At 50.6% G+C, this 20,238-nt stretch carries 17 protein-coding genes, 1 pseudogene and 1 riboswitch; of the genes and pseudogenes, 11 read left to right on the top strand and 7 right to left on the bottom strand.

Features of this window, described 5'->3' with window-relative positions; genetic code table 11:
• Positions 1-129: 129 nt before the first annotated feature.
• Entirely contained in the window at positions 130-921 is a 792-nt protein-coding gene (locus tag DFQ01_RS15630) for a class I SAM-dependent methyltransferase (RefSeq protein ID WP_110044824.1), read from the bottom strand.
• 185 nt (positions 922-1,106) lie between these two features.
• Here DFQ01_RS15630 and DFQ01_RS15625 point away from each other — a divergent pair, with 185 nt between their 5' ends.
• Complete coding sequence (locus DFQ01_RS15625; RefSeq protein WP_110044823.1) at positions 1,107-1,526, top strand: hypothetical protein; 420 nt, start codon at positions 1,107-1,109, stop codon at positions 1,524-1,526.
• A gap of 175 nt (positions 1,527-1,701) precedes the next feature.
• Here DFQ01_RS15625 and DFQ01_RS15620 read toward each other — a convergent pair whose 3' ends face one another.
• From DFQ01_RS15620 to DFQ01_RS15610, 3 genes are all read right to left on the bottom strand, one after another.
• Complete coding sequence (locus tag DFQ01_RS15620; RefSeq protein WP_110044822.1) at positions 1,702-2,532, bottom strand: carbohydrate ABC transporter permease; 831 nt, start codon at positions 2,530-2,532, stop codon at positions 1,702-1,704.
• Positions 2,532-3,413 carry a carbohydrate ABC transporter permease gene (locus tag DFQ01_RS15615; RefSeq protein WP_110044821.1) on the bottom strand — a complete coding sequence of 294 codons (882 nt, stop codon included), beginning with the start codon at positions 3,411-3,413 and terminating at the stop codon, positions 2,532-2,534. Before DFQ01_RS15615 ends, DFQ01_RS15620 begins: the two co-directional genes overlap by 1 nt.
• 103 nt (positions 3,414-3,516) lie before the next feature.
• Complete coding sequence (locus DFQ01_RS15610; protein ID WP_110044820.1) at positions 3,517-4,884, bottom strand: ABC transporter substrate-binding protein; 1,368 nt, start codon at positions 4,882-4,884, stop codon at positions 3,517-3,519.
• A 342-nt stretch (positions 4,885-5,226) separates the two neighbouring features.
• Between DFQ01_RS15610 and DFQ01_RS15605 the strand changes: the two genes are divergently transcribed.
• Complete coding sequence (locus DFQ01_RS15605) at positions 5,227-6,768, top strand: alpha-L-rhamnosidase-related protein (RefSeq protein ID WP_110044819.1); 1,542 nt, start codon at positions 5,227-5,229, stop codon at positions 6,766-6,768.
• A 674-nt stretch (positions 6,769-7,442) separates the two neighbouring features.
• On the opposite strand, the gene DFQ01_RS15595 is transcribed toward DFQ01_RS15605, so the two are convergent.
• Positions 7,443-8,279, bottom strand: coding sequence for an AraC family transcriptional regulator (locus DFQ01_RS15595; protein ID WP_245946711.1), 837 nt, complete (start codon positions 8,277-8,279; stop codon positions 7,443-7,445).
• 127 nt (positions 8,280-8,406) lie between these two features.
• Between DFQ01_RS15595 and DFQ01_RS15590 the strand changes: the two genes are divergently transcribed.
• From DFQ01_RS15590 to DFQ01_RS15575, 5 genes are all read left to right on the top strand, one after another.
• On the top strand, positions 8,407-9,255 hold the full coding sequence (locus DFQ01_RS15590) for a sugar phosphate isomerase/epimerase family protein (RefSeq protein WP_110044817.1): 849 nt from the start codon (positions 8,407-8,409) through the stop codon (positions 9,253-9,255).
• A 15-nt stretch (positions 9,256-9,270) separates the two neighbouring features.
• A complete protein-coding gene (locus DFQ01_RS15585; protein ID WP_110044816.1) occupies positions 9,271-10,434 on the top strand; it encodes a Gfo/Idh/MocA family protein in 1,164 nt (387 codons plus the stop codon).
• Between the two features lie 295 nt (positions 10,435-10,729).
• Positions 10,730-11,923 carry an MFS transporter gene (locus DFQ01_RS15580; protein WP_281272012.1) on the top strand — a complete coding sequence of 398 codons (1,194 nt, stop codon included), beginning with the start codon at positions 10,730-10,732 and terminating at the stop codon, positions 11,921-11,923.
• Positions 11,920-12,078 carry a hypothetical protein gene (locus DFQ01_RS31665; RefSeq protein ID WP_245946708.1) on the top strand — a complete coding sequence of 53 codons (159 nt, stop codon included), beginning with the start codon at positions 11,920-11,922 and terminating at the stop codon, positions 12,076-12,078. The genes DFQ01_RS15580 and DFQ01_RS31665 overlap by 4 nt, the downstream gene beginning before the upstream one ends.
• Positions 12,032-12,496 (top strand): aldo/keto reductase, encoded by a 465-nt coding sequence (locus DFQ01_RS15575; RefSeq protein ID WP_245946707.1) that lies wholly within the window; start codon positions 12,032-12,034, stop codon positions 12,494-12,496. The genes DFQ01_RS31665 and DFQ01_RS15575 overlap by 47 nt, the downstream gene beginning before the upstream one ends.
• 117 nt (positions 12,497-12,613) lie before the next feature.
• On the opposite strand, the gene DFQ01_RS15570 is transcribed toward DFQ01_RS15575, so the two are convergent.
• On the bottom strand, positions 12,614-13,087 hold the full coding sequence (locus tag DFQ01_RS15570; RefSeq protein ID WP_110044815.1) for an MEKHLA domain-containing protein: 474 nt from the start codon (positions 13,085-13,087) through the stop codon (positions 12,614-12,616).
• 187 nt (positions 13,088-13,274) lie between these two features.
• Positions 13,275-13,418, top strand: a riboswitch (cyclic di-AMP (ydaO/yuaA leader).
• Positions 13,419-13,565: 147 nt separating this feature from the next.
• On the opposite strand from DFQ01_RS15570, the gene DFQ01_RS15565 reads away from it, so the two are divergent.
• Positions 13,566-14,717 (top strand): KamA family radical SAM protein, encoded by a 1,152-nt coding sequence (locus DFQ01_RS15565; RefSeq protein WP_110044814.1) that lies wholly within the window; start codon positions 13,566-13,568, stop codon positions 14,715-14,717.
• Positions 14,718-14,785: 68 nt separating this feature from the next.
• Here the strand turns inward: DFQ01_RS15565 and DFQ01_RS15560 are convergent, their stop codons facing one another.
• Positions 14,786-15,682, bottom strand: a complete 897-nt coding sequence (locus DFQ01_RS15560) for a LysR family transcriptional regulator (protein ID WP_110044813.1) — start codon at positions 15,680-15,682, stop codon at positions 14,786-14,788.
• A 122-nt stretch (positions 15,683-15,804) separates the two neighbouring features.
• On the opposite strand from DFQ01_RS15560, the pseudogene DFQ01_RS31135 reads away from it, so the two are divergent.
• The 3 genes and pseudogenes from DFQ01_RS31135 to DFQ01_RS15550 all read left to right on the top strand — a co-directional run.
• Positions 15,805-16,152: pseudogene (locus DFQ01_RS31135) on the top strand (tautomerase family protein); the annotation flags it as partial.
• A gap of 195 nt (positions 16,153-16,347) precedes the next feature.
• Positions 16,348-16,656, top strand: coding sequence for a carboxymuconolactone decarboxylase family protein (locus tag DFQ01_RS15555; RefSeq protein WP_425452408.1), 309 nt, complete (start codon positions 16,348-16,350; stop codon positions 16,654-16,656).
• Positions 16,657-16,914: 258 nt separating this feature from the next.
• Positions 16,915-20,145: an S-layer homology domain-containing protein gene (locus DFQ01_RS15550; protein WP_110044812.1), complete on the top strand. Its 3,231-nt coding sequence runs from the start codon at positions 16,915-16,917 to the stop codon at positions 20,143-20,145.
• Positions 20,146-20,238 lie beyond the last annotated feature (93 nt).

Below are 20,238 nucleotides of genomic sequence, written 5' to 3'. Positions count from 1 at the left end.
CTCCAAGAACTTAGACAAAAAAATAATCGACTAGTGCCAATAAATTAACGAGGAACCCTAGTTCAAGCTAACCATAGCAACAAAAGGTCGCCATAGTGGCGGCCTTTTGTTGTTATATAGAGGGCACAACTATAATTTCCTTGCTTTGATTACAAAAGTTACAGGAAGCATCTTTGCTTTCTTGGCAAAGTCGCTATCCTTCAATTGCATGATATCATCATCCGATTCCTCGATCAGCTGCTCAATGACAAATCCCGCTTTGTAGAGCGCATTCACATAGGTTGATAGTTTGCGATCCGATAAGGCGAGTGTGCTTTCGCCAAGCGATACGGAATACCACGATTCATCGAAATAATTTTTTTTGAAAACAAGCCGATTATCTTCTGCAGCAACGCATTTGTGGATCGGGTGAGACCAACTGAAAATAAATACGCCGTCTTTTTTGAGGTAAGAAGCGATCCGGCCGAAAGTGCCGTCAAGGTCGGTTGTCCAGCCGATGGCATAAACCGAATAAACAAAGTCGAAATAATTGTCCGGTATGCCGCATTCATCTTCCATAGGAGAACAGATCAAATTAGCCGACAGACCGCACGCCGTCAAATGCTGCCTTGTCTTTTCGATTTGGTTCTCGGATAAATCCATACCCCATAGTTCAGCCGCATGGCGCTCCCCTTGATACTGCAAGGAATGCCCGCTTCCACAGCCGATCTCCAGCAGCTTTTTCCCTGAGACATCGCCAAAGAGCTGGCATTTTTCTTCAGAGACAAATGCTCCATACAAAGGAAGTGAAGTAGCTCCTAACACATCGTTTCCTGTTGTATCCCAAAATAAGCTGTTTGTTTTATGTATATCATGCTGATCCATGTCAACTGTGATGGCGCCAACCTCGCCACCGCCTATAACGTTTGTTCTCTTGTCCATGCAGACAACCTCCCAATATCAATCATGCATTTCAAATACGAACGTTTGTGCGGTTAACCAAGAAATAATATAACGTTTTTCTATGAGTACGTCTACCTAGCAAAAAGTAAGAAAAGGAATTATTCGAAATACGTGGAACTAGAGTTTAGATGAATTTGTGGTAAGTGCATAGGGGAGCGAATATATTGAATTCAGACATCAGAAGAGCTATTAGAGAATTTATTGAAATTGTTTTAACTGGAGTCGGTATTTTAGGTGGAATATTAGTAGTCTATGGTATTTTGTCCGAAAGCATTTCTGATTTTAATTGGGTATTTCTTGATAAGCATGGTTTAATTATCGCAAATTGGTTGACAGTAATCGGTGTAATCTTAACTGCATTAGGAATTTATATAAAACCAATCAATAATCCAGGGGAAGTATGGCCGCTAAGTAAATATATTACCGCACCTTTGGTGATAATATTTTCTGTTGTTGTTGCCTATCTTATGAGTCAAGGTAAACATGTGCCTGATTTTGTAGTAAATGGCCTAGCGCTTTTGGCGATTAGTGGAACGCTTATTAGATTATTCAAATCATCGAGTGTTTGGAATTACTTAAACTAGTAAAATTGATTGTGGATTTTATACATAATATTCAGCGAGAATACCATTTTCCAATTGATAGGTAGGGCCGTCAGGAGACTCAACTCTAACGGAGATCGTTAGTTCAACCATTCAAACCAAGAAGAGGTCGCCACTGTGGCGACCTCTTTTTTGTATTTCGGTACTTATGTTGTTTCTAGCCCTTCACAGCGCCGGCTGTCATGCCAGCCACGATCCGTTTGTTGAAGAAGATGAATAGAATAAGCGGTGGAATCGAGATCAGAATAATATCAGCGAACAACAGGTTCCAGGACGTGTTGTACATGCTTGTGAAGTTGTACAGCGTAAGCTGAATCGTTGCATTCTTCGCGCCTGGGAAGAAGTAGAGCGGATTGACGAAGTCGTTGTAAATGCCGACGGACGACAGGACAACAACGGTTGACGTAACCGGCATGAGCAGCGGGAAGATGATTTGGAAGAACATCCGCAGGCTGCCACAGCCGTCGACGACAGCGGCCTCGTCGATCTCTCTTGGAATCGTCGCCATGAAGCTGCGGAACAGCATGACGGCGAAGGAAATGCCGAGCGCAACCTCGACGAGCACGATGCCGGTCATTGTTTTGAACAGATGGATCGAATCCAATACCCAAATCGTAGGCACGACGGCAGGCGGAATCATCAGACCGGCCATGACGAGAAACTGAATGATGCCTGACCAGCGGTCATTGCGGCGCTGCAGCACGTAGCCGGTCATTGCGCTAACGATAATGAGCACGACGATGGACAGCAGCGTGATGAGCGTACTGTTAATGAACGACCGGATCACCATATGATCCTGTGCCGTAAGAACTTCCGTATAGTTCGACCACTGAATCGAGGATGGCCAGCTTAGGTCCAGCAGGGCTGCATCCGTCTTGTTCTTCAGCGAGTTCAGAATAACGAAGAAGAAGGGGACCCAAAATATAACGATCGATAAGATGACAGCTATCGTCTCGAGGGTAATCCGTTTGGTTCCTTTCAGTCTCATTACAGATCAACCTCTCTTTTGGATAGAAGCTTAAGCAGTGGGAATGCCAGCAGCGATACGCCGATGAACAGGATAACGTTGCCCGCCGTCGAGAGGCCGTAGAAGCCGCCTTGATATTGCTTGTAGATGATGGATGCGATCAAGTCCGTGCTGAAGCCCGGTCCGCCCTTGGTCATCGCCCATACGAGGTCGAACGAACGAAGGCCGCCGATGAAGGACAAGATAATAACGGAGTTCATAGCAGGCGCTACGAGCGGATTCGTAATATGCCAGAACCGATCCCATGCGTTGCCGCCGTCGATCTGAAGCGCTTCGTAATAGTCTTCGGGAATGGACATAATGCCCGCGATAAAAATAACGGTAGCCATGCCGACGCCTTTCCACACATCAACGAAAGCGACGGACAGAAGCGCGATGCTCGTGTCGCCGAGCCAGTCAGGGCCGACAATGCCGGCCAGAGCCAAGCTTTTATTAATTAAGCCTTGCGATGGGTGCATCATGCTGCTGAATGCAATACCAACCGCAATCGTAGATAGCAAAGTTGGGAAGAACACGACGGAACGCAAGTAGCCTTTGATTCGGAGGCCGGACGTGAGCGCGACCCCAAGCAGCAAGCCAAGAATAACTTTGAGACCACAAGTTACTACAGCGTAAATAAGCGTATTGCGGAAGCCGATATTGAGCGATGATTCCGAGAAGAACGTCTTATAGTTGTCGAAGCCGATGAAGTCCCATTCCACCAGATCCCATCTCGTCATACTGAAGAAGAAGGACATAATGGTCGGCAGCAGGAACAACACGAAATAGATGATGCCTGCGGGCAGCAGAAACTTGTACGTATACAATCGTTTGGAAGCCTTTGTTAGGGAAGCCTTCTGCATGATGAATCTCTCCCATCCTACTATCTTTAACAAGCTGGCCCTGTCCCGCCTTGGATGAAGCAGGGCAGGGCTCGCTTAATTGTTACTGTCGGCTGAGTTGAGCTTACCAGCCCTCAATGCCTAATTGTTTCGCTTGTTTCTCGACGTCCTTGTCATAAGCCTTCGCGTTGTCCTCAGCCGATTTCATGCCTGCGCCAACTTCAACCGTCAACTGCGGCAGGTTTGGTCCCTTCAGCGGGGACAGGAACTCGAGCGCTGGAGCATTGTTGCCGTTATCGAAGTAAGGCAGCATTTCTTTAACTCCTGCGTATGCATCGTCCGGCAGCTGTGCACCTTTGATCACATAAGGACCTTCCGGTTTCGCCTTCGTTGCTTGGATCGCCATGCCTTCAGGAGATGCGAAGAAATTGAGCCATTTTTTCGCTGCTTCTACGTTTTTGCCGTCCTTGTAGATCGAGATCGCCGCTGGCATCCATACCGTCAGAGCGGTCTTGTCTGCGCTGTCAGCAGGCTGAGCGAAAACGCCGATATTGTCGATCGCGTCTGGGTATGTCGCATAGATGTTGGACAGTGCGAACGTCAGCATCGGATACTGAACGCCTGTGCCATCCACGAGCATCTTCAACGCTTGGTCGTACGTCGTTGCGAGGTAATCTTTGTTCATGTAAGGCTGCATCTCGCTAAGCTTCTGGAAGCTGCGGAGCGCTGCCGGCGTGTCGGCGAATTTCGCTTTATTGTTCGTAAAATCATCCGCAAACGTCGGCGCTTCCGCCTGTACGTTCGCATAGTCCGCGAGCACGATCAGCTGGGACGTCCAGCTGTCCTTGTAGGAGCCGATGACAGCTGTTTTGCCAGCCGCTTTGATCTTCTCGTTGTTGGCCTTCAGCTCGTCCCAAGTTTTCGGTACGGACAGGCCGAGGTCTGCGTACACCTTCTTGTTGTAGAGCCAAGCGCCTGCTTGAGAAGCGCCGCTTGGTGCAGCGTATACCTTGCCGTCTACGCTGACCGTAGGCAGGAAGGAATCCATTACATTTTGCATAAACGGCTCATTCGTCACATCAAGGAAATACTTCTCGGGCTTGAGCGCCTTGAACAGCGAGCCGGAGTTATAGAAGCTCAGGTCATCCATGTCGCCTGTCGCGAGTCTCGTCTTCACGAGGTTGTCGCCTTCGTCGCCGCCTGGACGCAGATCGAATTCGGTCTTAATGTTGTAGCGTTTCTCGATTTCGTCCGCAACCGCTTTGATGCCTTCGGTCGACGTTTGGTTATCGATCATCAGCTTTAATGTAACGGGTTCCGCGTAACGTTCTGAAGTTGTGCCGTCCGTTGCAGTCGTCGACGTTTCCGTCGTAGTTGTCGTCTTCGTGTCTTCCTCTTTGCTGCTGCCGCATGCCGTCAGGGCAGAAGTAACAAGCAATGCACCGGTCAGTGCGAGAATCGTGCGTTTTGTTTTCTTTGTCTGTTGAGCCATTGATATAACCCTCCTTATGATGTTCGAGCGTAATCAAAGCCTGCGTGTCGTTCGATTGTCAGTAGGGGTCCGGAGCCCTGTGGTCCTCAGTGTAAGGGTTTTCATAGCGAGCTGATAAGCGCTGCTTTTTTTGGCTGTGTCTGATTTTTTTGGACACCCCAGTAACGGCGCGGGGTTTCGCAGACCGATCCAAAATAATCGTACGTAAAGTCCAAAAATTGCTGACGTACCTCGAATCGCCATCTAAAAAAAGCGGATATGCACCTAAAAAACGAGACCTTGTATGTGCAGTTGAAAACGCATACAGTCAATATAGAGGCATAATTAGAAAGGGGATTTCACATGTTAATCGATCAAACGATGGTCCAGAAGGCGGAAAGCTTAATCCCTGAATTAATGACATCACCCGCGCAGCCGAAGGCGGTTATTGAGATAGCAGCAGACGACAAGGCGTTTCAAGGCTGGCGTATAGATCAGTCGGAGGATCAAAATTGGAAGGAGCGGGTGCTTGGCAAAGGCGACAGCTTCATGCTTGACTTCGAGGATCATATGGTCGGTTTTCTTAGCTTGAAAATTAAGCCGGTCGGCAGTCCGCCGGATGCCCCGCTGAAGCTGAAGCTGACCTTCGGCGAGATGCCGTGCGAGATCGCCGAATCATTCGAAAGCTATAAGGGATGGCTCAGCAGCTCGTGGCTGCAGGAGGAGTTAATGTTCGTTGATGTGCTGCCAGCGGAGATCAAGCTTCCTCGGCGCTACACGTTCCGCTTCCTCAAGGTTGAGGTGCTGGATACGTCGGTGAAATATAAGGTATCGTTCGATGAGGTTATTTGTACGACGGTCACATCGGGTGATGTGAGCAAGGTGAAGCCGCTGCCGAGTGAAGTGTCTGGGGAGTTGGCTGAGATGGACCGGATCGCGATTAAGACGCTGCAGGATTGCATGCAGACGGTGTTTGAGGATGGTCCGAAGCGTGACCGCCGGCTGTGGATCGGCGATCTGAGGCTGCAAGCGCAGGCGAACTACCTAACCTTCAACAATCATGGTCTGGTGCGTCGCTGTCTGTACCTATTCGGCGGCATGCGATTACCGGACGGTGCGGTAGGGGCATGTGTCTTCGAGAAGCCGCACGCTCATGTCGACGACACGCGTCTGTATGATTACGCGCTTTTCTTCGTCTCATGTTTGCACGATTACTATGAGGCTTCTCGCGATCGTGACACGCTGCTGGAGCTGTGGCCGATTGCGATGCAGCAGATCGAGATCGCTGTGCAACGACTCGATGAGCAGGGCATTGTGACCGATGACGAGACGTGGTGGAGCTTCATCGACTGGCATGCGGACCTTAACAAGCAAGCGCCGACGCAAGGTGTGCTCATCTACTGCCTGAGACAGGGATTGGAGCTGGCACGAACGATTGGCGATGCGGATCAGGTGAAGTATATTGAGGGCCAGATCGAGCGGGCGGTAAGCGGAGCAATTGAGCAGCTGTGGGACGATCAGCAAGGGTTCTTCGTGAGTGGGACGGACAAGCAGATTTCGTGGGCATCGCAAGTATGGATGGTGCTTGCGGAAGTGCTTCCGGCGGAGCAGAGCGGTGCACTGCTGGATCACTTGTTCGAAGCGCCGCCTGCAATCGGCATGACGACGCCTTATATGTACCACCATCTGATCGAAGCGCTGTTCTCCGTTGGTAAGCAGGAGAAGGCTGTTGAGCAGATGAAAGCGTACTGGGGCGAGATGATCAAGGACGGGGCGGATACGTTCTGGGAGCTGTACAACCCGGAGGACAAGAAGCTGTCGCCATACGGCAGCAACCTCATCAACAGCTACTGCCACGCATGGAGCTGCACCCCGACGTATTTTATACGGAAGTATTTGATTTAGGAGTCGCTAGGCGTAGGTGCAAAAATGCACCTACGCAGACTCGGTCGGCCAGTCTCGCGGCCTGAAGGTGCAAAAATGCACCTACGCAGACTCGGTCGGCCAGTCTCGCGGCCTGAAGGTGCAAAAATGCACCTACGCAGCCTCGGTCGGCCAGACTCGCGGCCTGAAGGTGCAAAAATGCACCTACGCAGCCTCGGTCGGCCAGACTCGCGGCCTGAAGGTGCAAAAATGCACCTACGCAGCCTCGGTCGGCCAGTCTCGCGGTCCTGAAGGTGCAAAAATGCACCTACGCAGACTCGGTCGGCCAGACTCGCGGCCTGAAGGTGCAAAAATGCACCTACGCAGACTCGAACGGCCAGACTCGCGGCCTGAAGGTGCAAAAATGCACCTACGCCGACTCGGTCGGCCAGTCTCGCGGCCTGAAGGTGCAAAAATGCACCTACGCAGTCCCGAACGGCCAGTCTCGCGGCCTGAAGGTGCAAAAATGCACCTACGCAGTCCCGATTGGCCAGACTCGCGGCCTGAAGGTGCAAAAATGCACCTAGTCTCTACAGGCACAGGCATCCCCAGTGGCAGTTCACCTGCTTGCAATCTTTGAACACGAAGAGCCGACATAGCGTCATGCATCATGACGTGGAGTCGGCTTTTTTTTATCCATACAAACGAACATCTACTCAACCCTGTTTCCCATCCCTCGGAGACTTGCCCGTCATTTTACGATACGAGCGGTAGAAGTTCGAATAGCTGTTGAAGCCGGCCAGGAAGCATGCCTTCGTCATCGGACAGCCCTGGCGCATGAGCTCGTCTGCTTTATGGACCCTTTTGTACGTAATATATTGGTTAATTGAGAACCCCGTCGCCTCTCGGAAAATGCGGCATAGATGGTACTTCGTCACATAGAAGCGGTGCGACAGCTCATCCAGCCCGAGCGGTTGATCGAGGTTGGCGTTAATATATTCGATCATGTCGTGGATTTTCGTCGTCTTTGTCGATGAATCGGTTAGCTCGATTTTGCTCTCGGCTAAGGTGTTGATCGTGTGGAGCATTTGGACCATCACGCATTTGGCGACAAATTCATTCTCTGCGCTTGGCTGCCTAAGCAGCTCCATCAGCTTGTTCATCAGATCGAGCAGGCCGCTGCTGCGGACTTGATCGGTTGGAATCTGATTGTTCTGCCCGAGCTTGCGATATTTAAACGAACGGAACAGGTCAACGCCGCTCAGCATAACTGGAGGCATGATGCTCTCGTTGAACGACAGGACGATGCGCTCGTAGGGCAGGTTCAAATCGATGTTGAGCGCATGCAGCTCATTCGGATTAATCATGAGGATCGAGTAGGGCTCCAGTTCGTAGAGATTGCCCTCGATGGAGAAGCTGCCTGCTCCGCTGATGAACATATAGAGCTCAAAGCCTTGTTCATAATGCAGGAAGAAATGCTGCGGATTCGGCTGTTCATCCCTCGAGTGGTGCAGCCGGAACGACTGATCTTTGGCATGATAGCTGAGACTCAAACGGATCAACTCCTCGTTCTTAACATACAGCAAGATATGCAAACTAACAAGCACAATAGGTAAGGAATATGGACAATATTAATGTTACATTGAGGATGATTCTTATCAAATATAGGCGGTGTTGGATTTGTCCCAATTTATCCTGTCAGGCTTCGCAGATGAGATTGATGCAGATTTCAAAACGCAGCTAAGCGGACTTAACGAGCTGGGGATTGGATACATCGAAGTACGAGGCGTGAACGGCAGCAACATCTCGACGCTCTCGGCAGAACAGATCATTGAGGTGAAGCATCAGCTGGAGGCGCACAACGTGAAGGTCTCCTCCATCGGTTCACCCGTTGGCAAAATTCAGATCACGGACGATTTTAATCCACATCTCGATATGTTCAAACGGATTCTGGATACGGCGCATACGCTCAGCAGTCCGTACATCCGAGTGTTCAGCTTTTATATGCCGGAAGGTGAGGATCCTTCCCTCTATCGGGATGAGGTCATGGACCGGATGGGGGCCATCGTGGAGACGGCGAAGGGCAGCGGCATTACGCTTGTCCATGAGAATGAAAAGCATATTTACGGCGATACGGCAGAGCGCTGCCTCGACCTGATGACGACGCTGAAGGCGGATCATTGGGTGAGCGCATTCGACCCGGCGAACTTCATCCAATGCGAGGAAGAAGTGTTTCCGAAGGCGTTCGACCTGTTGAAGCCTTTTATCAAATACGTACACATCAAGGACGCGTTGGCAGATGGTCAAGTCGTACCGGCTGGTTACGGAATCGGTCGAGTAGAGGACGTGCTTCGTACGCTGAAGGCAGATGGCTACGCGGGATTCTTGTCACTGGAGCCCCATCTGGGCAGCTTCAAAGGTCTCGCTCAACTGGAGCATACCGATTGGGTCGACTCGTTAGAACAAGGCGGCTTGCATACGTTCCGCATTGCGCATCGTGCGCTGCTGGACATTTTGAACCGAATCTAAGGGAGGAATAGTGAGATGGAACAAGTGAGAATGGGCGTTATCGGTCTTGGTAACATGGGTTCTTCGCATGCCGTGAATATTCATGGTGGCAAAATCCCTGGCATGGTGCTTGGTGCAGTCTGCGACGTAAGCGAGGCGCGCCGGGAGTGGGCACGTGAACAAGTCCCGGGTGTCGCGGTATTCGATAGCGTCGACGCGATGTACAAGAGCGGAACGATCGATGCGGTGCTTATCGCCGGTCTTCACTATGACCACCCCGAACAGGCGATCGAAGCGTTCGCGCATGATCTGCACGTACTCGTCGAGAAGCCAGCTGGCGTCTACACGAAGCAGGTGCTGGAGATGAACGAGGCGGCGGCGAAATCGGGCAAGGTGTTCGGCATTATGTACAACCAGCGCACGAATCCGGTGTATCAGAAGGTGCGCGAGCTGGTTCAGAGCGGGGAATTGGGCAGCTTGAAGCGGGTCGTCTGGGTCGTCACCGACTGGTATCGTCCGCAGGCGTATCATGACTCGGGTTCATGGCGTTCGACTTGGAAGGGCGAAGGCGGCGGAACGCTTATTAACCAGAATCCGCATAACCTCGATCTGCTGCAGTGGATTCTCGGCATGCCGACGCGTATCCGTTCGTTCTGCAGCTTCGGCAAGTATTACAACATTGAGGTGGAGGATGACGTAACCGCTTACCTCGAATACGCTAACGGCGCGACTGGCGTCTATATCACGTCGACTGGCGAAGCGCCGGGAACGAACCGTCTCGAGATTTCGGGCGACATGGGCAAGCTGACGATCGAACACAACAAGCTGACGTTCCTGCGCAATCGGATCTCGGAGCGGGAGCATAACCGCGTGAATACGCAGCCTTTTGCCAAGCCAGAGTGCTGGCAATGCGACATTCCGGTGTCGTCGAGCGGCGGCGAGCAGCATAATGGGATTTTGAAAAATTTTGCGCAAGCCGTGTTGAACGGTACGCCGCTGCTGGCACCGGGCGAAGAGGGCATCAACGGTTTGTTGATTTCCAATGCCATCCACTATTCGTCTTGGATTGACGGCTGGGCCGATCTGGACCAGTTCAATCACGAGCATTTCTACGAACTGCTGCAGGAGCGTATCAACGGTTCGACGGTGGAGAAGCAGCAGGTGGAGTCGAAGGTCGCGGATTTAACGGGTACGCATTAGGAATGTGTAGTAGGCAAGGGCAGCGTAGGACTCCACGAATGATAATAGCTTTATCTCCGTATAGGCCGCATCATGCGGCCTTTTTTGTATTACATCTGTTGACTAAGACAGCGAACCGTGCTTGAAATGGCATTTGCTCACTCACAGCAGGTCGGTGCCCGAAAGCCGTGTGTACCGTCGCCAATCGATACAACTTCATTTTCAAGATCGTTTAAATCGTTTAGAGACAACAAACTGCTACACAATTCTTTCTAGCAATTCATGATTCCTTTCTTCGGATGGATCCAGCTCGTCATTGAACGCTTCGATAATAAATTTAAGAAATAGACTACGAAAGGAAGGGGCCCCTTTACTCGCCAGCATTGTCGTTTTTGTGAGCACCTCGGAATATGTCATCGCCGGCATTTTGGACAACATAGCGCAATGGGCTCATGTATCGGTTGCAGCGGCTGGACAATTGATAACTGTATTTGCCGTAGCTAACGCCATCGGGTCACCGCTATTCGTAATGGCAACAGCGAAAATGGACCGTCGAAAGCTTATGATCGTGTCGCTCTGGATCGTCGTGCTAGGAAGCGTCTTAACGATCACACTGCCGGGTTTTGGCTTTCTAATCGTATCACGAATCGTTCTGGCCATTGGCGCCGGCGTTTTTGTGATTGTGGCAAAAACGATAGCTGCGAAACTCGCGTCCCCTGGCAAACAAGCTGAAGCGATCGGCACAGTAATCATCGGATTCAGCGCTGCATTAATCGTTGGTGTGCCGATTGGTCGGGTCATTGCGAGTTCATTCGATTGGAAATATATTTTCGTCGGTATCGGCCTCCTAAGCTTGTTTGCAATTGTAGCAGTGTATCGAATGATCCCTTCCACGGAGGGTGAAGCGCCTGCACCGCTTGGCAAGCAGATCGCCCTTGTGAAGAATCCGATGATATGGACTGGTTTTGGGATCACTTTTTTCTGGCAATTGGGATACGCCGTGCTTTATGCATATATTGTCCCTTTCCTGCTCGAAGTAACGTCGATAGGAAAGCATCAAATTAGTTTGGCACTATTCATCTTCGGTATCGCGACTTTAGTTGGCTCGAAGTTTGGCGGGTTCCTGACGGATCGGATTGGAATTCCACGATCCCTATTGGGGGGAATGGCCGTTCATGTCGTTGCACTTGTTCTGCTTTCCACGATGGCTGAATCCACTGTGGTCACCATTACGTTGCTTATGCTATGGGGCTTATCCGCTTGGTCGTCAGGACCAGGGCTTCAGTTTAACTTAGTCGCGCTGGCACCTGAGGCTTCTGGAATGATGCTAAGTTTATACGGATCTATCTTGCAGATAAGCATTGCGGCTGCAGGTGGAATAGGTGGACTTGCAGCCAGTAGGTACTCCGTACATGCGGTCAGCTGGACCGCGGCGGTATCCGTTGGGATAGCTGTTGCATTAGGTGTCATTTCCTTTCGTCAAAAACATTACAAGGAGGCGTACTCATGAACCAAGTCTTCAACGAAACTTACAAATTATCCAATGGTGTAGTCATCCCGAAATTAGGTCTTGGCACCTGGCTACTTGACGATGATCAGGCAGAGCAGGCTGTGCGTAATGCGTTATCTATCGGATATCGCCATAAAGGCAATCGGTCTGTCTAACTTCCTTCGGGACGATGTGGACAATATTATTGCGAGCTGCGAGATCAAACCTATGGTCAATCAGATATTGGCACATGTGAGCAATACGCCACTGGCATTAATTGAGTATTGCCAGACAAATGGCATTCTGGTCGAAGCGTATTCGCCAATCGCACACGGTGCGATTCTCGATCATATAGCAATTAAGGCAATCGCTGATAAGTATAGCGTGTCGGTTGCTCAGCTTTGCCTAAGATATGATATTCAACTTGGTCTTGTTGTCATTCCTAAGACGGCCAATCCTGATCACATGAGAATCAATGCGTCGCTTGATTTTATTATCAGCGATACTGATATGGAGACTTTGAAGAATGTTGAGGCCATTCAGAATTATGGTGAACACAGCTTCTTCCCAGTCTTTGGGGGAAAATTAAAGTAAAAGAACAGATGGGGTTTATGGTTTGCTTTATTATAGATTACAGTTCTAGTGCGCTAATAAAAGAAGCTGTCTCCAGCGGCATCATCAATGTCCACCGGAGACAGCTTCTTCGTTCATCTATTCGATATAGCCATACGTCGCAAAAGCGGCAGCCTGGCCGCGGTAAACGCCCTGCTCGTCGATCAGGTTCCAGACGATGCCGCGCTCGATCGCGATGCGGCGGCCGCTGGACGAGATGCGAATGCCGTTGAAGTCGTCATCGTAGCCCTGCTCGGCGACCTTCTTCAGGAACTGATCGCGCTCGGCGCGTTCCATCGGCTCGGCCGTCAACCGCGACGGAATCGATGTGAAGTCGGCCCACTCGCGCTCCCATAGCGCCTGCGCAGCTGCATTGCCATAGTTCAGCACAGGGTCGTCCTCGGTGCCGTGCGACAGCACGACGATTGGCGCATCATACAGCTTGTCCCGGACCGACTCGCCTTCGTTGACCTCGACCAGCGCTCGCCCGAGCAGCCGCTGGAAGCTCCCCGTAATCAACCGTGCATGCGCCTCGGTTGTGCCAATACCAGCTATCGTTTCCCATTTCGCCATCCTCATTGTCCTCTCCCTCGTAAGCTCGTTCGTATCGCCATTGTAGCATATCCATCATAGAAAAATGTTCCGTTTCTGATGAGCCATAATGCAGGTAGCACCTCCTCTCGTGAAGCGCTTGGTACAAGCACTAGGGAAATCTCGATGTGTCCTCCTATTAATTGACAAAGAGGCCCAGCATCCATATAATCTAACTGTGCTTAATTTTCAACGGTTTCGTGTTGAAAAGCGGGGGAACCAAGTCAATTGGGGCGAATCGTTCGATTATCGAATGTAGGGTACCATCTTATCCGAGTCCGTCAGCTAACCTCGTCAGCAGTAGATGGGTCTTCGCTATCTTTCTATTTGCATTCTGAGACCCTTTGTACGCGAAGGGTCTTTTTGTGTGCTTTTTTAGACCCTGCTGGCGGTAACTGTGTAGCTTTCCAGACATTACGGCTCCCTTGCAACCCCATTCTGAGGCGGAGGAGAGAGGTACATGCAGAAAGTCAGGTACATCACGGATCTAAGTAAGGTCGATGGATTGTCGGAGCACGAGCGTCAGGTTTTGAAACCGATTACAGACAAGTTTGTTTTTCGCGTGAATGATTATTACTTGAATTTGATTGACTGGGATGATCCGCATGATCCGATTCGAAAGCTAGTCATACCGAATGAAGGGGAACTTGCGGAGTATGGGCGCTGGGATGCGTCGGATGAGGATACGAACTACGTCGTGCCGGGCTGTCAGCACAAATATGGAACGACCGCGCTGCTGATTGTCTCGGAGGTGTGCGGCTCGTACTGTCGTTACTGCTTCCGCAAGCGGCTGTTCCGCAACGATGTGAAGGAAGCGATGTCCGACGTGTCGCCAGGTATTCAGTACATTGCGCAGACGCCGAGCATTAACAATGTGCTGCTGACGGGCGGGGACAGCTTGATTCTCGCCACGGCGAAGCTGCGGCTCATCATTGAACAGCTGCGGGAGATCGAGCATGTGAAGATCATTCGACTCGGCTCGAAGATCCCCGTGTTTAATCCGATGCGCATCTATGAGGATCAGGCGCTGCTCGATTTGATCAGGGAGTATTCGAACGAGGAGCGCAGAATTTATGTGATGGCGCATATTAACCACCCTCGGGAGATTACGCCGGAGGCGAAGAAGGCATTCAAGGCGCTGCATGACGCTGGCGCAATTGTCGTGAACCAGACGCCTGTGCTGCGCGGCATTAATGATGACGCTGACGTGCTTGCGGAGCTGCTCGACAAGCTGTCATGGGCGGGCGTTACGCCGTACTATTTCTTCATCAATCGTCCCGTTGCAGGCAATAGCGAATTCGTCCTGCCGCTGGAGCGTGTGTACCGCATCGTCGAGGAGGCGAAGGCGAGAACGTCCGGTCTTGGCAAAAGAGTTCGTCTCTCCATGAGCCACACATCGGGCAAAATCGAAATACTAGCGATCGACAAAGGCAAAGCGTGTTTGAAATATCACCAATCCCGCGATAATCAGTACGGCAAGTTCATGATGCTCGACTGCCCGCCGGATGCGGCATGGTTTGATGATCTGCCCGGCAATGAGCAGCATTGGAATCGGCCGAACAAGAAGAACCACAGCATCGTGTCGGTCAATGAGATGGTGGAGCAGGTATAATGAAAGACATATCAGCGTTCTGACGGGTCAACGAGGGGAGAACTTCGTGGACCGTCGGGACGTTTTTTTTATGATTTCAGCGACTGTGCTGCTTCTAACTCTTCTCTAATGAGCTGCAGCAATAGCTGACGCGATGAAGAGAGAGGATCGCTGTGTTTGCGGGCTTGCAGCAGGCCGACTCCGATTGGAGGAAGCTCCAGTGCAGCGTTGATGGCGGCAACCTCTGGAATGAGCGGTGTGGACGACAGTACGACGCCGACCGTTAGCGTATCCTTTACGAAATGCGGGATGGACGAAATCTGGCTCACCGTATGCAGCAGCGTTGGCGTCTCCTTGTATCGGGCCAGGTGCTTGTTGAATTGCAGCGCGTACAAGCAGGTGCTTCCTCCTGCAACGATTGGGTAGTGGAACAACGCCTCGAAGGGCACCTTACTCCCTGCGCACAATGGATGGCTGCGATCGGCGATTAGGACAGTCTCCTCTTCATACAAGGGTTCAAAATAAAACCGCGATGCCTCGCTCGGCTCTCCGCAGATGGCGAAATCGAGCTTTTCGTTGAGCATGGCTTCTGCCAGCGTGTCTGTATTACCCGTTGTGATCTGCCACGCTATACGCGGCTTCACTTGATTGAATCGCCGCAAGGCGCTTGGCAGTGCACCTTCCATCATGGCCTCAATCGTGCCGATGCGAAGCGTGCCGACCTCCTCCTGCTCCAGCGACCGGGCAAGCCCGGCAACCTCGTTCCAATGCTGGATCAGCCGATCGACCTCAGCGGCGAATAACCGACCGGCTGCTGTCAGCTGTGCGTCCCAGCCGCGATTGAACAGCTGAATGCCGATCTCCTTCTCCAACCGCTGAATCTGGTTCGTAATCGTCGATTGTGCGTAGTTCAGCTTCTCTGCGGCACGCGAGAACGTGCCTTCCTGCACGATGGTTTGGAAAGTGACAAGCTCCTTCAAGTCCATGGTGGCCGCCCCTTTATCGATATTATCGATTGAGATATTGGTTTTATTCTATTATATAAATCAAGACCGCAAGCGTACAATAGGGTCATCATCATTCAAGACAGGGAAAGGGATGATCCGAGATGCCATTCATTCGAGTTAGTTATATAGAGCAGCAGTATGAGGCCGAGCAGCTGGCCGTTATGCGCGATACGATTATGAGCGCGCTCATTCAACATTTTAACGTCCCGGCGGACGACCTGTTTCAAGTGTTTCATGCGCACAAGCGCGAAGCGTTCTTTTACGACAATCAATACTTGGGTGTGAAACGCAGCGATGGGCTCGTCTACATTCAGATCACCTGTAAGTCTGGGAGAACCATCGAGCAGAAGAAGGGGCTCTATGGGATGCTGGCGAGGCAGCTCGCAGCAGCCGTGCCAATGCGGGAGGAAGATGTGTTCGTCGTAGTTGTAGAGACGGAGTTCGAGGATTGGTCGTTCGGCCGTGGGGAGGCGCAGATGCTGCCAAGGGCTGTCACTGATGAGGGGCAGGAATCGGCGGTCCAGCAGGCCGCTCAGCCGGCGAAAGTGTCACCGTCGGTACGGACGGCACAGGTGACAGAGTTGGCTGAAACGGCACAGCGAGAACAAGGGTCTCAGATCGGAGAACCCTCCCCAAATCGTGAGATCCAGTCGAGCGCAAGAGAATCCTATGGCGACATTGCTCCCGCATTCGTACGCTATTCAGAAGACGTGTTGTTCGGCGATGTATGGCGGAGAGGACAGCTGTCTCTGCGCGATCGCAGCTTGATTACGGTCGCTGCGCTCATGGCAGGCGGCATGATTGAGCAGCTGCCCTACCATCTCCGGTTAGCCGTAGATAACGGATTAACCATAGAAGAGCTGACAGAGGCAATCACGCATCTAGCCTTCTATGCAGGGTGGCCCCGCGCCGCCTCTGCGCTTACGGTATTGAAGGAAGCTGCAGGTAGATAACGAGAAGAAGCAGAGCCGCGAAGGAGCGGGCTGCTTCTTTTTACATAGTAGTCTAGCAATGAAATTAACCACAGCAATCGCTGAAGTAGTGCTATTATCCTTTATTTCTAGTTATATTATCATAAATACTTTAACGAAAATTTATGGTAATGGAAATTATAGGTATTGAAACGATAGATTAGTCCTGCGTATACTGTCTTCTTAGGTATGAGAAATTATGCCGATTTTTGTATGATTTTGTAGAGAGGGGTTTGGGTTGTGAAGAAGTCTATGAAAAAAAGCGTTTCACTGTTAGTAGCAGTTCTAGTCATGATGATGACAGTCGCTGCGCCTGTGTCGGCAATGACTTTCCAAGATTCGAATAGTCATTGGGCACAAGCAGCAATTGATAAGTGGAGCGAATATGGGGTTGTACAAGGCTCGAACGGAAGTTTCCGTCCTAATGATCAGATTACAAGAGCCGAGTTCGCGACGATGGTGAACAACATCATGAAGTATACGGACAAAGGCGATAATCCTTTCTCCGATGTGAAGTCCGATGCTTGGTACGCGGATGCGTTAATCAAGCTGAATACGGCTGGCGTTATGAACGGTGTTGGCGGCAAGGCGCTGCCTAACGACGAGATTACGCGTCAAGAAGCGGCAGTTATGCTGTACAATGCTTTTCATGTAAGTGCCGGCTCGACTACTGCAGCATTCACGGATAGTGGTGCTATCGCAGCTTGGGCTAAGGACGCGGTAGCTTCACTCTCCAGTCAGAAAGTGATCAACGGCATGCCGGATGGCAGCTTTAAGCCGCAGGCGCATTTGACGAGAGCAGAAGCGGTTACGATTTTTAATAATCTCATTCAAGAACTGGTTAACACTTCGAGTGAGCACACTGGCGATGTTCAGGGGAACGTTGTCGTTAATACCGCTGGTGCGGAATTAAAGGATATGAAGATTTCCGGCAATCTTTACATTACGGAAGGCGTTGGCGAAGGCGAAGTGACGCTGAGCAATGTTCAGATTGAAGGCTCCGTATTCGTAGAAGGCGGCGGCGAGCACTCCGTTATTTTCAACAGTGTAGATGTGAATGGTGCGCTTGTCGTCAATAAATACAATGGCAAAGTGCGTATTCTAGCTACCGGCAGCACGTCGGTTTCGGTTACGCGTCTGGAGAGCGGTGCCCTGCTCGTAACGAAAGAGCTGACAGGCGGCGGTTTCGAGACGGTTGAAATTCCAGCTGATGTGGCTGCAGGACAAGAGATCGTGCTGGACGGCACGTTTAATAAAGTAGTCAATCAGTCCGCATCTGCGGAAATTACAGCTAACGGTTCGATCAAAGAGCTGGTTGCTGAGGCGAACACGAGCATCAAGGGCGATGTGAAGGTTGAGAAGGTGACGAGCGAGAATGGATTTAACGCTTCGGTCAACGATCAGCCTGTAACGAATTCGACGGATACCGGCAATAACACGAGCGGAAGCACGTCATCCACAGGTACCCCTTCGACGGGTGGCTCCACGGGTGGCAGCACAGGCGGCTCTAGTGGGGGTACGGGCAGTACTTCTGTTGCAGTAGAAGGCGTCTCGATTACAGAACAGAATGTTCAGCTGTCTGTTGGTGATACGAAGCAGCTGACGGCGACAGTTACGCCAAGCAATGCAACGAATAAAAATGTAACGTGGTCGGTACTCGATGATTCTGACGTTGTGACGGTTGATCAGAGCGGCCTTGTGACTGCTAAGAAAGCAGGCACCGCAACGGTAAAAGTTGTGACGGTAAACGGCGCGAAGTCCGCTCAAACGACGATTACAGTCAGCGAAGAAGTATTCACTGACATTCTCGATGCGATTGACGCGTACTATCTGGCAGACAATGCGGATGCTAGCAATATTATTACGAATCTGAATCTGATGACTTCTTTGGCGGCGTTCCCGGATGCAGTCATTACTTGGTCTTCGGATAATGAGACGTCTATTTCGAACAGTGGTGTTGTCACTAGAGACAGCCAGAACGATCAATTCGTTCACCTTACGGTATCCGTCACTGGCGCGATCACAGCAACGAAGACGTATGAGCTCATCGTTCGTCGGGATGGCTCGGACAACGTAAGCACGGGTAATTATGTCGATTCCTATTTTGCAGAAGGCTATCCGCAGGCGTATGTGAAGGACGGAGAGGTTTGGGTTCGGTACAAGCTGAATGCTCCTGCTGAAGTGTATATGGTTGTGAATCAGATGAACGGTTATTGGGAATCCGATGTGAAGGCTGTGCTAGAAGGACATGCAGGCACGGGCAATGATATCATTTATGTTGATGAGTGGCCGTATTTCAATGTCGATAGCACGAAAGTGAATACGGTTCAGGAATTTAATACGAATGTGCGACTGGAGAGCTATCAAGCAGCGGCCCGCGTTGAGTTCGTTATCAAAGATGCGAGCCAAGACTATGTATCGAGTCAAGTAACGTCGATTGTTTTTGATTCGGAAGTTGTAGGTGCGCTGGATACGTACTCGCCTAACTTGTATCAAATTTATATGAATGATGCATTAGACGCTATTTATCTCTACTATAGTGAGCATCTTGACTCTTCAAGCGTGCCGGCAACGACTGAGTTTACGCTCACGCATGGTCAAATCGATAAAGTGGATCTCGTCAACTCTGCGCAACAATACGGTGTGGTAGGGTCATACTTGAAACTGACTGTTAGCGGAATTACATCTGACGATCTGTCTACCTTGAGGTTAGCTTACACGGGGACATCCATTCAAGATGAGTCAGATGCACGCAATAAGGCAGAGGCCTTCCAGAATCGTGAAGTTAATGGCATCGATGAGTTGATTCAACTTGCTGTTATCAGCTCTGACCGTCAACAGATGCAAATCGAAATCGAGCCAGGTCTGAATCCTTACGATAATGAGTCGATCGTATTTATGGATCCTTCTCGGTACACCATTCGCGTGAATGGACAAGACTATCATCCTAGTAATGTGAACTACGGTTATTCGATTAGCTCTATGAATTACTACCTGAGCTTTGCTAATCCTATACCTGCAGGTGACTTGACCGTTAGCATCAATATGCAGGGTGTTAAGGGCTGGGCAATGGATATGTATCCAGATAGCCTTGACACGAATGTTGTCAAACAAATAGCAGCACCAGGCATTCCGACAGCTAGTTATGCGGATGGATCGCTGCGACTCCAATTCGCTGATGGATTCGAGCAAGGCTACCAGTCATCCGCTGCTGGTCTTGTGGTTCGAGTAGATGGCGTTGAATATGCATTGCGCGGCTTTATTGTTCGTCCGGACTGGAGTACACCAGAACAAAACGATTATACAATCTATCTGCTCGACGAATACGCTGCTCATATCATGGAGGCGATCGAGGCGGGTCAGGTTGTTGAGATCAAGTATGCTAAAACCAATGGTGACGACGACGCCCAGATGTCCGAATCGTCAGGATTGCTGATCCCAGATTTCGATTATGTTACGGTTACCAAATAATTTGTTTGAAACTGGTAGCACCCCTTAATTCAGACAAGAAAGCGAAGTCCAATTGGGCTTCGCTTTCTTGTTTATTGAAGGTGATTTAGTATA

It is taken from the genome of Paenibacillus cellulosilyticus, assembly GCF_003182255.1.
Classification (GTDB): domain Bacteria; phylum Bacillota; class Bacilli; order Paenibacillales; family Paenibacillaceae; genus Paenibacillus_T; species Paenibacillus_T cellulosilyticus.
This window is presented reverse-complemented; position numbering and strand designations above follow the sequence as displayed.